The sequence below is a fragment of the Bacteroidota bacterium genome (assembly GCA_019637975.1).
Lineage (GTDB): Bacteria > Bacteroidota > Ignavibacteria > UBA10030 > UBA6906 > CAADGV01.
In genome coordinates this window covers 20,314-33,370 of record JAHBUR010000008.1, presented here as the reverse complement: position 1 = coordinate 33,370, position 13,057 = coordinate 20,314, and the positions used below count along the sequence as shown (strand labels likewise).

13 protein-coding genes are annotated in these 13,057 nt (G+C 51.5%); 2 read left to right on the top strand and 11 right to left on the bottom strand.

What is annotated here, in order from left to right; translation table 11 throughout:
- Entirely contained in the window at window positions 1–954 is a 954-nt protein-coding gene (locus KF749_05835) for a TerC family protein (GenBank protein ID MBX2990673.1), read from the top strand.
- Window positions 955–1,130: 176 nt separating this feature from the next.
- Entirely contained in the window at window positions 1,131–2,924 is a 1,794-nt protein-coding gene (locus tag KF749_05830; protein ID MBX2990672.1) for a M2 family metallopeptidase, read from the top strand.
- A 1-nt stretch (window position 2,925) separates the two neighbouring features.
- Here KF749_05830 and KF749_05825 read toward each other — a convergent pair whose 3' ends face one another.
- From KF749_05825 to KF749_05775, 11 genes are all read right to left on the bottom strand, one after another.
- Window positions 2,926–3,444, bottom strand: coding sequence for a hypothetical protein (locus KF749_05825; GenBank protein ID MBX2990671.1), 519 nt, complete (start codon window positions 3,442–3,444; stop codon window positions 2,926–2,928).
- A gap of 21 nt (window positions 3,445–3,465) precedes the next feature.
- On the bottom strand, window positions 3,466–4,170 hold the full coding sequence (locus tag KF749_05820) for a site-2 protease family protein (GenBank protein ID MBX2990670.1): 705 nt from the start codon (window positions 4,168–4,170) through the stop codon (window positions 3,466–3,468).
- An 18-nt stretch (window positions 4,171–4,188) separates the two neighbouring features.
- Window positions 4,189–6,198 carry a glycoside hydrolase family 127 protein gene (locus KF749_05815; GenBank protein MBX2990669.1) on the bottom strand — a complete coding sequence of 670 codons (2,010 nt, stop codon included), beginning with the start codon at window positions 6,196–6,198 and terminating at the stop codon, window positions 4,189–4,191.
- Window positions 6,199–6,217: 19 nt separating this feature from the next.
- Window positions 6,218–6,862 carry an HD domain-containing protein gene (locus KF749_05810; GenBank protein MBX2990668.1) on the bottom strand — a complete coding sequence of 215 codons (645 nt, stop codon included), beginning with the start codon at window positions 6,860–6,862 and terminating at the stop codon, window positions 6,218–6,220.
- Window positions 6,863–6,876: 14 nt separating this feature from the next.
- Complete coding sequence (locus KF749_05805) at window positions 6,877–7,506, bottom strand: hypothetical protein (GenBank protein MBX2990667.1); 630 nt, start codon at window positions 7,504–7,506, stop codon at window positions 6,877–6,879.
- Between the two features lie 8 nt (window positions 7,507–7,514).
- Window positions 7,515–8,348, bottom strand: a complete 834-nt coding sequence (locus tag KF749_05800; protein ID MBX2990666.1) for an SdiA-regulated domain-containing protein — start codon at window positions 8,346–8,348, stop codon at window positions 7,515–7,517.
- On the bottom strand, window positions 8,345–8,857 hold the full coding sequence (gene sixA, locus KF749_05795) for a phosphohistidine phosphatase SixA (GenBank protein MBX2990665.1): 513 nt from the start codon (window positions 8,855–8,857) through the stop codon (window positions 8,345–8,347). Before sixA ends, KF749_05800 begins: the two co-directional genes overlap by 4 nt.
- Window positions 8,854–9,798 (bottom strand): CHAD domain-containing protein, encoded by a 945-nt coding sequence (locus tag KF749_05790; protein ID MBX2990664.1) that lies wholly within the window; start codon window positions 9,796–9,798, stop codon window positions 8,854–8,856. Before KF749_05790 ends, sixA begins: the two co-directional genes overlap by 4 nt.
- On the bottom strand, window positions 9,791–11,302 hold the full coding sequence (locus KF749_05785; GenBank protein MBX2990663.1) for a Ppx/GppA family phosphatase: 1,512 nt from the start codon (window positions 11,300–11,302) through the stop codon (window positions 9,791–9,793). Before KF749_05785 ends, KF749_05790 begins: the two co-directional genes overlap by 8 nt.
- 86 nt (window positions 11,303–11,388) lie before the next feature.
- A complete protein-coding gene (locus KF749_05780; GenBank protein ID MBX2990662.1) occupies window positions 11,389–12,087 on the bottom strand; it encodes a class I SAM-dependent methyltransferase in 699 nt (232 codons plus the stop codon).
- A gap of 238 nt (window positions 12,088–12,325) precedes the next feature.
- Complete coding sequence (locus KF749_05775) at window positions 12,326–13,039, bottom strand: CPBP family intramembrane metalloprotease (protein MBX2990661.1); 714 nt, start codon at window positions 13,037–13,039, stop codon at window positions 12,326–12,328.
- Window positions 13,040–13,057 lie beyond the last annotated feature (18 nt).

The following is a 13,057-nucleotide window of genomic DNA, read 5'->3' as shown; positions in this document are numbered from 1 at the left end:
ATGCCGGAAAACGAACTCTACCTCTTCATCGGCTTCAATTTTTTCATCCTCCTCCTGTTGGCGCTCGACCTTGGTGTGTTTCACAGAAAAGATGAGCCGGTCACTCTCAAAGAAGCGGCATGGTGGAGTGTTGTGTGGATTGCACTCTCGCTTGTCTTCAACGTGGGCTTGTACTTCTGGGTGAAGGAGAATAGCGGAAGTGAAGTGGCAACGAGGGTGAGTCTGGAATTCCTGACCGGCTATCTGCTAGAAAAATCCCTTTCGGTTGACAACATTTTTGTCTTCATCCTTATCTTCAATTATTTTGGTGTCCCCCCGAAGTATCAACACAGAGTACTGTTCTGGGGTGTGCTTGGCGCGCTCGTGTTTCGTGCGATATTTATCGCGGCGGGTGCATTGCTCATAGCGCGATTTGACTGGATTCTCTACATTTTTGGGGCAATACTCATCTACAGCGGCTGGAAAATGTTGCGCGAGGATGAGGTGAAGGTTCATCCTGACAAGAATCCCATTATCCGATTAGCGAAGAGGGTGTTTCCGGTCGATACAGGGTATGAGACGCACAATTTTTTCACACGCGTCGGCGGCAGACTTCATGTCACAACGTTGTTTCTGGTTCTCCTGACGGTGGAAACGACGGACATCGTGTTTGCTGTGGACTCGATCCCCGCGGTATTCGGCGTAACGCGCGATCCGTTTATCGTTTACTCGTCAAACGTCTTTGCCATTCTCGGTTTGCGCGCTTTGTATTTTCTGCTCGCTGGAGTCATGAAGTCCTTTTACTACCTGAAGCATGGACTTTCCCTCGTTCTCATTTTTATCGGGATTAAGATGTTGTTGGAGGATGTTGTTCATATTTCTATCGGCATCTCCCTCGGCACTATTGCATCCGTTTTGACTGTTTCTGTTATACTGTCGCTGTTGCGCAACAAACACATGCGGCCCTCCAGATGACCCTTTCGGGCCTGACCGCGCCTTGACATCGCCGCGGGACTTCTCTACATTGAAATGACGAATCTTTTCTTCCAACACCAAATTCTTTCAGCAGTTCTCATTCAATTCGAACAAGGAAGGCCAGTGGCCTCGTGCGACAGAATTGTTCCAACAACATAATCATTGGAGATAGGAGAATGAAACATATCGTTACCCTGATGCTGTTTCCCGTTACAGCGTTGCTTCTGACTTCCTGCGCAAACGAGCCGAAGCAAGAGGCAGATGAATTTCTTCAGGACTATAACACGCAATTCCACAAGCTGCTGACGGCTGCGAATGAAGCGCAATGGCTTGCCAATACCGACATCAGCGACGTGAACGACAGTCTCGCCACGGAGGCAACAAAAGTGCTGGCAAGATTCCAAGGAAGCAAAGAGGTTATTGAGAAGACGAAGACCTTGCTTGCACAACGCGACAAACTTGATCCTTTGCAGGTTCGCCAGCTTGAGAAGATTCGTCTTTTTGCAGCCCACGCTCCCGGGACCATTCCGGCCGTTGTCGACTCGCTGATCAGCGCGACAACAAAGCAGACAAGTGCCCTCTACGGCTATGAATACATGATGACCGACGCGGATGGAAAGCCGAAGAAAGTCACAACGAACGAAATAGATCGCATTCTGGTGGAGTCAAACAATCTTAAAGAGAGACTCTTCGCCTGGGAAACCAGCAAAGGTGTCGGGGTAGAACTCCGGGACGGACTGGAAGAGCTTCAATACCTGCGAAACAGAGTTGCGCGGGAAATGGGATACAACTCCTATTTCGACCTTGAGGTCGCCGATTACGGCATGTCTACATCGGAGATGATGGTGTTGATGGCGAAATTAGTGGACGAACTTCGGCCGCTGTACAGGGAACTTCATACATACGCCCGCTATGAGCTCGCGAAACGATATAAACAGCCCGTACCCGACAAGCTACCTGCTCACTGGTTGCCGAACCGTTGGGGGCAGAACTGGCCCGGACTTATCAAGTCTGTAGATTTGAACGAGCCGTTCAAGACAAAGACAAAGGAATGGATTGCTGAACAATCCGAGAAGTTCTACGTGAGCCTCGGGTTCCCGGAAATGAACAAGACATTCTGGGAAAAGTCCGATCTTTATCCTGTGGAAGCAGGCTCGGCGCGCAAGAAGAACAATCATGCCTCGGCGTGGCACATCAATCTTGCCGATGACTATCGTTCATTAATGAGTATCGAACCGACGGCGGAGTGGTTCAGAACATCGCATCATGAACTCGGACACATCTACTACTTCATAGAATACTCAAATCCGGATGTGCCCATGGTTTTGCGTGACGGGGCAAACCGCGGCTACCACGAAGGTATCGGCGATTTGATGGCCATCGCGTCGATGCAACAGCCGTATCTGCAGGATCTTGGCCTGCTTCCGGCGAAGAAGATTGACCAGACGCAGTGGCTGTTGAATGAAGCACTTTCCAGCAGCTCCGTTGTGTTCATCCCATTCGCCGCCGGCACGATGTCGCATTTCGAGCACGACCTCTACGAGCAGAACCTGACGAAGGATGAATACAACAAGCGCTGGTGGGAGTATGTGGAAAGATTTCAGGGGATTGTTCCTCCGACGCCGCGGCTTTCAGAATATTGCGATGCAGCGACGAAAACTCATATCATCGACGATCCCGGGCAGTATTACGATTATGCGATCTCGTGCGTGCTGAAATTCCAGCTTCATGACTATATCGCAAAGAATATTCTGAAACAAAGCCCGAATGTCTGCAATTATTATGGCAACCAAGAAGCGGGAGATTTTCTGCGCGGCATTATGCGCCCCGGCGCTACCCGCGATTGGCGAGAGGTGCTGAAAGAGAAAACAGGGGAAGACCTGAGCGCCCGCGCAATGCTTGAATACTATCAGCCGCTGATGGAATATCTCAAGAAAGTAAACGCCGGCAGGAAGAGCACGATTCAGTAGCTCAGTGGGCGTCGAGCCCTTTCAATACTTTTTTTGCCCTTGCGCGAAACCCCGCCGTTCCCCACGGTATCTGTTGTTCAACGATGAGCCGGATTTCATTCCCGAGGTCCGGCTCTTGCTTTGCGATGTTGCCGAGAACTGTCATGCAGAAGCATTTTACGGCAACCGGCTCTTTCCGAGATGCCAGCAACTCGAAACAAATCGTTGCCACTTTGCCCGCAAGTTTGGGTGGGACTTCGATATTCTGCAAAAGCCTGACGACATTTCTTCTCGCCGCAACATGCACATCCGGTTCCATCATACGGTCGATCATTTTGTTGAGGTAGGGAAGAAGAAGAACCGGATGTTCATCAGCACAATGCGATACGATCCACGCTGATCGCTGCGTCACTCGATATTCTCCTTTCAGAAACAGATCCATTAACTGCTTGAATCGCTTTTTGTCGCTGCCAACCCACCGCGCAATGCGGACCGTGTTGTGCTTGGAGTGTTCTTTGAGGATTTGTTCTTCAAGATTCATGTCGAACGACTGGCTGCCGTATCAATGATAATCTAAGCCGGGATACAGCAAGTTAATTGCCGCCAAATGAATCGGCGGGTAGATGTACGTGAACAATTGCCACGCGAGAAAAATACCGAAAATGGCAAAGCCCGATCGATGCAGGAGACTCATGTACTTCTGTCCGAGCTGTTCGCTCATGAAAAGCGGCAATGCACCGCTTCCATCCAACGGCGGCACAGGTATCAAATTGAAAGCAAACAACAGCAGGTTCAGAGAGAAGAGAATGCTAAGTATGGTTGCAGCGTTTGACCACATGCCCCCATCGACGGCCTCAGTAAGATGAGTAAAGGAAAGCCTCTCGGGCGGTACAAAGAAGCCGAACTCAACTCCCAGCCGAATGATGATCGAAGTCCCAAAGACAAGCACCAGATTCGATGCCGGTCCGGCAAGCGACATAATTGCGGAGCGCTTCGGATACTGTAACGCCCAATGCGGATTGTACGGCGCGCTTGCCCATCCCATCATCCAACCCGCAAGGAAGTAGGAGAGAATCGGAACGATCACGGTGCCGAATGGTTCGCGGCGTACATGCGGCGCAGGATTAAGCGTTACTTGTCCGCCGTTGTATGCCGTGTCGTCTCCCATTTTCATTGCAGCAAATGCGTGAGCCGCTTCGTGCACTGTTATTGAAAACAAAAACACGACGTACCACGCAAGTCCGTTGGCAAGTATCTCCGGCGTCACGTTAACCTCATATCATGATCAATGATTAATGATTTCTATCCCCGTAAGAGCTCGCGGCAGCCAGATATTCATTTCTCCCTCTCCCCGATGCGCCCACGCATAGTAGGGAATTGCGACAAACTGTTGCCGCTCCGTCGTTACACTTTTGCCGTCTTTCCCGAGAACAAATGCCGGGACTTCGCTGGAAAGCGTCATCACTCCGTTGAGCAAATCAAGGCGGAATTCCGCCTTCAACTCCGTGTCGTCCGGTAACAACAAGTTGCTTGTCAGTCCACCGTTGTCAACCCATTCCGCGCAATACACAAGCGGCCCGCGTTGCAGGGCAACTTTACCCGAATTCTCTTTGAGATTCGGGTGCGATACCATGCGCTCGATGTTCATTGGAAAATCTATTTCCACCACATCATTCTTCTTCCATTCACGATCAAGAATTGCGTACCCGTCTTTTGCTTCTACTGTCGCCGTTGAACCGTTCACTGTCAGCGAATAGGAAGCTGTCCGTTTTGATTGATAGCTGTACAAATCGGACGGAACCGGCCGGGAAAGCCATCCGGGAATACGGATATTCACTGAAAACCGCGCCGACTTCCCGGTGTTGATTGCGATTCTCACCTTTCCGTTCCACGGATAGTTCGTCTCTTGTTTCAACGCAACGCGAACGCCGTTCGGGAGGGAGATCTCCGTTTCGCCTGACACGAACAAATTCACATAAATGTTCTTCTCCTTTTGCGCAAAAATGTATCCCGGAATCGATGGGACGAAGCGTGTGATATTCGTGGGGCAGCACGAGCAAGGAAACCACGTCGAGCGCGAAAGTTCAATATCGGGATGGCGGTAGTGTTTGCTGATTTGCATTGCGTTGGTGTAGAAGAATGTCTTTCCATCCAGCCCGAAACCCGAAATCAATCCGTTGTAGAGAATCCGTTCCAACACATCGATGTACTTCGCGTTGCCGTGAAGCAGGAACATGCGGTGATTCCAGAACACATTGCCGATAGCAGCACAGGTTTCGCAGTATGCATCACGATTCGGCAGTTCGTAGTTCTCGCCAAAACGCTCGCCGTCACCTGCCGCGCCGATGCCGCCGTGTACATACATTTTCTTTCCGACAACATTCTCCCACAACGTATCAATGGCGCGGATATATGATGCATCTCCCGTCAGTGCGGCGATATCGGCCATAGCGCTGTACATGTACACGGCGCGAACAGCATGCCCGACCGCTTCCTTCTGATCGACAACCAGCTTATGATCCTGCCAGTATTTGCCGTTTCGGAAAACATCCTTGCTGGTCGTGTCATAGGGGACTCTGCCCCTCTCATCAAGAAAGAACCTGGCAAGTCGGAGATACTTTTCGTCTCCCGTAATGCGATAGAGTTTGGCGAGGCCCATCTCAATCACCTGATGACCGGGTGCAACGCGCCGCTTGCCGGGCCCGAATGTTGCATCAATAAGATCCGCGTTCTTGAGGGCGATACCCAGCAGAGAACGTTTGCCCGTCGCGAGGAAATGTGCTGCCGCGGCTTCGTACAAATGTCCCGCGTTGTACAACTCGTGACTGTGCAGCCGTTCATTCACCCACCGTTCCGATCCGATGCGCTTGCTTGTGTTGACCGGATCCATCGTACGCTCGGTGAACAAATAGCCATCAGGTTCCTGCGCCCGACTGATCAATTCAATAAGACTGTCAAGATATGCATCAAGATGCTTGTCGGGATGTGTAGACAGCGCGTACGAAGCGCCTTCAAGAGTCTTGTAAATGTCGGTATCGTCGAATGAATACTTCGTGAGGAATTTCCCCTTTCGTTCAGCCGCCATCTCAAAATTCTTGATCCGCCCGGTTGTTCTGCAGTGATCGAACGACGACGGAATGGTAACACTGCGGTTCATTTCAATGCGAGGCGCCCAGAATGCATCGGAGACGCGAACCTGGGTAAACGGAACCGCCGTCACCGGATAGTCTCGCGCAGGTTGTTGCGCCCACGCAGTCGCGGAAATTGCAAAAACGATGATTGAGAGATTTCTCATTGTTGTTACTCCGCGTTTGTCAACGTGTGCCGTTCCATTCGGCAAGAAATTGTTCAAGGAACACTTCCATGACCGTATGCCGCTGCTCAGCCATTTTTCCGGCAGTTTCCGTGTTCATCAGGTCTTTCAGCAGCAACAGCTTCTCGTAGAAGTGATTGATCGTATTGCCGCGGCTGTTCTTATACTGTTCGAATGATGTGTGAAATTCCGGCTTCACGTCCGGATTGTAAAGCTCGCTTCCTTTATGTCCGCCGTAGGCAAACGCCCGCGCAATACCGATAGCGCCGAGGGCGTCGAGTCTGTCGGCATCCTGAACCACCATGCCCTCACGTGTGTGCATTGCACTCTTCACTCCGGCCCCTTTGAACGACAGGTTCATGATAATGTCGCAGACATGCGCAATCGTCTCCTCGTCAACTTTCAGACTTTCGAGCCATGTTCTGGCCTCCCGCGGTCCGGCGGAATCATCACCTCCGGCAAATTTCCAATCGGCGATGTCGTGCAGGAGCGCAGCAAGTTCGACGATGAACATGTCAACCTGTTCTTCGGTGCCGATGTGTCGCGCATTCTTCCAGACACGTTCAACGTGAAACCAATCGTGCCCCGAACCTTCGCCCGAGAGTTTTGCCTTGACGTATTCTGCCGTTGCGGCAATGATGGCTATGCTATCCGTGTTGTTCACAAATAGCACCGCAGTTCGGATAGCAATGTAGTTCCGCCATAGATGTTCGTGTAATGCTCAGGAGTTGAGGTTGTGCTGCTGTAATGCAAGTCCAACACAATAGCCAGTGGTGTTCCAGCGATTTTCTGCTCGACCACAGCACCAATGAACACTCCGGCTATGCCATATCCCTCATTCTTCGGCTGACGGTTGAGCAACTGTATTTCCTCCTTTGCGTATCCGACGGTCGCCCCGATGCATGCACCGAGAGAAAGAAGATCAAAACGGGCAAGCCGAATCTCTATTCCAACGTCGAGTAACCACATACGCAGAACGAGCGGAGAAGTGACGGGGGAGAATGTCGGATCCAACCGTATGATAGTCGTGCCATTTGAAAATTCCCTCCGCGTTATTCGTCCGAAAGTCCCAAACATCTCAGACAAATGCGACCCCAATGTGAGGCCGTATGCAACACGAATGCTTGTCGAGTACAGATCCGTGAACTTCGGAGACGAAGGATTAAATAAGCCGCCGTGCAAGCCGAGGTAGGGCCCGCGCGAAGAGTCGTCCTGTGCAAGGGATGGCATGGCCAGCAACAAGCATAGAGTTGGCAACATACACAGCGTTAATCGGGAACTTATCTTCATGGTCATCCTCATTGTTTCTTTGGGTACAGGATTAACGTACCGCGCTTTCCCTGCCCGTCGTTGCAGAGAATGAGTGTAAGATCAGGCGCAAAAGCGATTCCTTCGGGATGTGTATTCACTTTCCTGTTAATCGGCTGCTGGCTGAGAATTTTCCCCTCCTTGGAAATTTCGATAATGGTGCTGCCACGAGCAGCGATGATGAAGAACGTTCCCGTTTTCGGATGGCGGGCAATACCGGAAGGTTTGAATTCCTTTCCCCGAATGTTCTTCAGAGGAATGAGAAAACGGGGCGCTGGCAAGAGTTGTTTTGTTTTGAGTGAGAAGGAGTACACCGCCCTGTGTCCCTCATATCCCTTGCCGGGAAATTCCTTGCAGGCAAGAAGCAGAGAGTGTGTTTCGGGATCATATTCAAGCCCTTCAACATCGTTCTTTGTTGTCAACGGCGTTGTGTACGTTCTGAACTCAACCGTCTGTCCGTTTCCGGCTTCAGGGAATTCATAGATCGTGCCGTTGCTTTCGACAAGATAGAACAACCTCCCAACAACGGCAATATCTTCAAAATCACCTCTCACGCCAAATCTGCCGAGCGAGAATTGTTTGACAACTGCGCCGTTTGAATAGTCAATCTGATACACAACAGCCCGCTCGTCATCGTGACAAAACAGGCGTCCATCATCAGTCATTGCAAGACCCGATGCTTCGGCCAGTTTGTTGGGCAGAACGAATTGCCGCGGCTTTTTGTCGGAGAGATCGTAGCCCGGAAGAGCCGCGTTGACCGCTGTTTTCTGTTCCGAGTGAAGAAGAAGAGGAAATGTGAGAAGGGTGATGAGAAATACCTTCATCGTGAATTCCCGATCAGCGATGAAACAGATGGCGGCAGAAGCCACTCCAAGGATGCACAGGCTCCGTACTTCAAGTTGCCGACGCTGAGTTTGCAAATTCCCCCCTTTTTCATCGTCAGCGGCAGGCTCGAATCACCGACAAGAAGAGTGGAGATGAACTCTCCAAGGTACGGTTCATGTCCGACAAGCAATACATTCTCGAATTCGTTCTTCGCGCTGTTGATGAGGCGGACAAGTTCTCCAGGGTCGCCGTCAACCGCCAGTGTCCCGGTTTCGCGAAGCTTCTTCCCGGCATTGAAAACAGCAACAACAATGTCGGCGGTTTCCCGTGCCCGCGTGTAGGAGCTCGTATAGATGACATCGAACGAAAGGCCGAGCGCCCGCATGGCCACCGCAATTCGATGCATGCGTTTCTTTCCTTTGGTTGTAAGAGGACGGAGGGAGTCATCGGGCCAGTGTTCGTGACTGCGCTCCTCGGCAATTGCATGACGAAGTATGTAGAGATTCATCGACGTGTTCCTTGCTTTCTCGAAGTCAACATCGGCTTACGGAGACTGTACAACTCATCTGCCGATTGTTCGTAGTGGGAGATCAATTCCTTCTTCCGGGCAAGCAGCTCGCGGCGAAGACCGGCAAGTTCTCTGCGCAATGCAGGCGGACGTTGCTGGGTGAAGCGGGCTACGAGGTCATTCAAAATTCGAGCATCCTGTATGCTTCCCATTCGTGTCTGATACTCATCCATCGCTTTCAACATACGTTTGTCGGCAGCAGGCAGCATCGGGGCGATTGCTTCCAGCGTGTAGCGGAATTTCTTGAATGCAATGCGCGCCCGGTGAATTGTTGCGGGCCGCGAAGGGATACTGTGTTCCTTTCCCCATACTGCCGCATTGAAACGTCCCAGCGCTGCACCGAGCACGGCATTCCAACAGATCTCTCCCATCATCGGGCGGGAGAAATGCCGGCGAAGCCCTTCCTTCAGTCCGCGAAATGATCTCCCCATCGATATCGTATCGATCGTCGAGATTCTTCGTGAGATGGAATCCATCAGGTTTCGCTCACGGACTTTGAGAACAGTCAGAAGGGTCTCCAACTCTGGATAGTCCATCACCTTCTCCTGAAGTGAAAGAAGTTGTACCTGCGCATCGCGCAGCGGGCTCATCGAATCAAACAACCGTTTCAATCTGCGCTCGATCTTGCGCATATTCCGGTCGGGATAGACAATCCTGATGATCAACAACGTGGAAATCAGCCGTCGTGTTGCGACGCGTACGTCGTGAACGGCTTCCTCGGAAAACGCCCGCTTGCATCGCCGGAGTTCGTTCAGATATTTGCGCCACCGTTGTTCCAGTGAGTCGATCAGTATTGTACCGATCCGCGGCAGACGACGTGAAGGCGGTTTCCGCGGGTTTGCCTTTTTGCCCGATCCCGATTGTGTACTTCGCTTAGTCATTAATGGAAAGCTTCACGCTGTACACTTCTTCGAACATTGCCGCCTTCTTCATCAATGCCCATTTTTCCAACAGCAGGTCGCCTTCGCCCTTCAACGTAAGAATGAACTTGGGCTTCTTGTACTCAACGGTGAAATCTTCAACCTTCGTCGCATGTTCGTTGTCCATTGCATCTGCAAGACGAAGAATCGCTGCAAGTTTCGAGACGATGACACGCTCTTTCGATGACAGCACGCTGTACGCTTCGTGCTGTGGTTTCGGCAGGGATTTCCGGTGGTAGCGGGCAACGTTTGCGACAATAGCCATCTGTGCCTTCGAAAGTCCGATAACCGGCGATGCTGTAAGGAGATAGAGCGTATGCTTGTGGTGATCAATCATATTGATGAAATGACCGATATCATGCAGCATTGCGGCGACCTCCAGCAGCAGCCGGTATTCCATCGGGAGATTGTGAAGATTTCGCGTTTCGTCAAAGAGACGAGTTGCATAGCGGCCCACAGCAAGTCCATGCTGCTCGTCGAACGAGAACTTGCGGCCGAGCTGCAATGCCGACGTCAACACCTGATCGCGCGACGAGATTTTCTTCTCGCCATACAGTTCCTGCATCATGTCGATGAGCAGGCCGTCTTTTAACCCGACAGACGGGATTTGCAGTTCATCCACACCCGCGCGTTTCAACAACTTCTGGATAACAATCGACGCGGGCACAATCACATCCGCACGGTCGGGGCGCAAAAGCAATTGCTGGATGCGTTCTTCGTACGTCAAGCTTTGAAGTTTCTTGACCAGCGTATCAAGTTCATCAGCCTGTACAACGTCGCTTCGTTCCTTGTCGAACAGTTGCACGCGCAACGCGCCGAGCGCCTCGATATTTCCGCCCGTTCCTACGCACACATCGATTTCCTCGGCGCCGAGTTCCTTCTTCATTCTCTTCTGTGTGGCGTCGACGTACTCACGCACAAGCTGGCCGAATTTTTTCTCGCCGTGTTTTCTTTCCTCCAGCAACTGCAACAGGCGCACGGTTCCCATCTTGTAACTTTCCGTCGAGAGAATCTGCCCGTCAGCAACAAGGGTCACTTCCGTACTGCCGCCCCCTATATCGACGAGGATAGCGCGCTTGTTTTTCAGGTTGATCTTCGATGCAACGGCAAGATGAATGAGAACAGCTTCTTCTTCTCCGTCAACGACATTGATCGTGATGCCGCTTGCTTGCTCCATCCTGTCAACAAACAAGTCCTTGTTCTGTGCTTCCCGCACGGCACTCGTGGCAATGGCTTTCGTCCACTTCACGTCATGCGCGGCAATTACGGATTTGAAACGGGCGAACGCCTCGGCCGCCTTGTCGATGGTCTCTTCGGCGATGACGGATTTTGTGAACACATCCTGCCCGAGCCGCACGGCTTCACGGATGTTTTCCAGAATCTGCATGTTGCGGTCGCCGTTCACCTTTCCGACGATAAGGCGGATGCCGTTGGAGCCGACATCAATTGCTGCAAGTGTTGGCATGAGTCAGAGATTGGGATGATATGTTCGCTTCAATATAGAAAGAAGCGACGGGGAATTCAAAGGGATAGATACAGCTTCAGGAGGACTCAGCGTCCGACAAAAAAGTTCGTCTCCAACTGCGCCCTGCCCGGCCATTCGAGAAATTCGCGTTGATAGCCTCCGGTCTTTTGTATGAGGAAAAAAATGGAGAACGACATGCCGGGAAACAGCCGTGAGAAGAACCGCGCTGCTTTTCCCGGAAAGGGGTAGAACTGCGAGCCCCTGAACCCTCTGATGCGGCAGAAGCCGGAGCCGATGTCATGGTAGAATGCTTTCACGTCGCGTCTCGAAAACGGCCGGACGTGTGCAGAGGTGAGTTTGTGTTGGGTGGGATGAAAACCGAACAGCATCAGAATCCGGTTGTGGAGCGAGAGAATGTTGGGCGTTCCGAAGAAGAGATGCCCTCCCGGTTTCAAACAGCGAAAGACTTCGTGGTTGATCCAGAAGATCTCTTTGGTGTGTTCGAAAAACTGATTGGCGATGACGAAGTCAACGGAGTTGTCGTCGAAGGGAAGTTTCTCTTTCTCAACGTTGATGGAGAGGGGGCGGATGTTCCGCGCCTTCAGTCTGTCAAAATTCCACTCTCCGAAGTCAACGCCGTACAGTGCCGCCTGCGGATTCTGTGCTGCAACAACCATAAGATCATCACCGCCTCCGCAACCCAGGTCGACACACGTTTCAATGCGGAGGCCGGTGAGTGCCTTGGCGAGAATGTGCCGTCCGTACGTTTCGCCGTGATCGACGATCGTCAGTCTGCTGGTTGAGCCGGGTGTGACTTTGCGGAGGAACATGGGATCAATGCGGAGGTACGAAAGAATTTTCAATCAGTATGTGAACAATAAATAAAGGCCGGGAAAACTGTAGAAACTTATGCTGTCAGCAGCGGTGTTGTTGTCGATTTGCTGCGATCGGGGTTTCCTTGTCTCGTCGAGCATCCTTGATGACTCCGATGAAGTTATTAGATTTTGTCTGGGATCGTTACGCTTAAATGAAACTCCACAGGTAGAAAACGGTGTTGCCTGCGCCGTGCGCAATGATAGGCAGCAGCAGGCTCCCGCTGGAAAATCGCAACCAGCCGTATGCAATGCCGCCCAGCAGCGGAAAGAGCGCCGACATAAGATCGAAGGAGAGCTTATACTCGTGAAAACTGATACCATGCCAAACACCGAAGGAAATGCCTGTGATGAGGATGACCGCCCAGGGGATTTCCTCTGACGCCGACTTGGATGCAATGAGGCCAAGTAACAATGCCGGGGCAATGCCGCGATAAGCGATCTCTTCGGCCAAGCCGGGCATCAATGTTTGGAAAAGAATTGTCTCTGCATCCGGCAATTCCGGCTTAAAGACGATACCGAGAAAGAAGCTGAGTAACGTCAAAATGAGCAGGGCAATGAGAGATTTGGAGATATTCCTCTGCTTCAGGATCAGACCTGTGGCTGTCCTGTCAATTTGAAACGTTAAGATGACGATAAGAGAAAAGAGAATGCTGAGAATCTTACCGGCCCAATTCCAGCGGCCGGGGATTTGTTTCAAGGCAGGAACAAGTGATGGCAAACCGGTCAGCACGTCATCAATGCCGATGTACACGGCAAACAGGATCCCGAATCCGAGCAAAAGCCGTTTGTCAAACCACTTGAAGCAAAGAAAAACGAGAAAACAGGTTGCTGCGAAGAAAACAGATCCTGTCAAAGACTCCATATACCAATTCCTTTGGTC

Excerpts from the sequence above, each read along its gene's own strand:
- KF749_05805 (MBX2990667.1), bottom strand. The coding sequence starts at position 7,506 with ATGAAGATAAGTTCCCGATTAACGCTGTGTATGTTGCCAACTCTATGC.
- KF749_05825 (MBX2990671.1), bottom strand. The coding sequence starts at position 3,444 with ATGAATCTTGAAGAACAAATCCTCAAAGAACACTCCAAGCACAACACG.
- KF749_05785 (MBX2990663.1), bottom strand. The coding sequence starts at position 11,302 with ATGCCAACACTTGCAGCAATTGATGTCGGCTCCAACGGCATCCGCCTT.
- KF749_05835 (MBX2990673.1), top strand. The coding sequence starts at position 1 with ATGCCGGAAAACGAACTCTACCTCTTCATCGGCTTCAATTTTTTCATC.
- sixA (MBX2990665.1), bottom strand. The coding sequence starts at position 8,857 with ATGAATCTCTACATACTTCGTCATGCAATTGCCGAGGAGCGCAGTCAC.
- KF749_05830 (MBX2990672.1), top strand. The coding sequence starts at position 1,131 with ATGAAACATATCGTTACCCTGATGCTGTTTCCCGTTACAGCGTTGCTT.
- KF749_05800 (MBX2990666.1), bottom strand. The coding sequence starts at position 8,348 with ATGAAGGTATTTCTCATCACCCTTCTCACATTTCCTCTTCTTCTTCAC.
- KF749_05775 (MBX2990661.1), bottom strand. The coding sequence starts at position 13,039 with ATGGAGTCTTTGACAGGATCTGTTTTCTTCGCAGCAACCTGTTTTCTC.
- KF749_05815 (MBX2990669.1), bottom strand. The coding sequence starts at position 6,198 with ATGAGAAATCTCTCAATCATCGTTTTTGCAATTTCCGCGACTGCGTGG.
- KF749_05790 (MBX2990664.1), bottom strand. The coding sequence starts at position 9,798 with ATGACTAAGCGAAGTACACAATCGGGATCGGGCAAAAAGGCAAACCCG.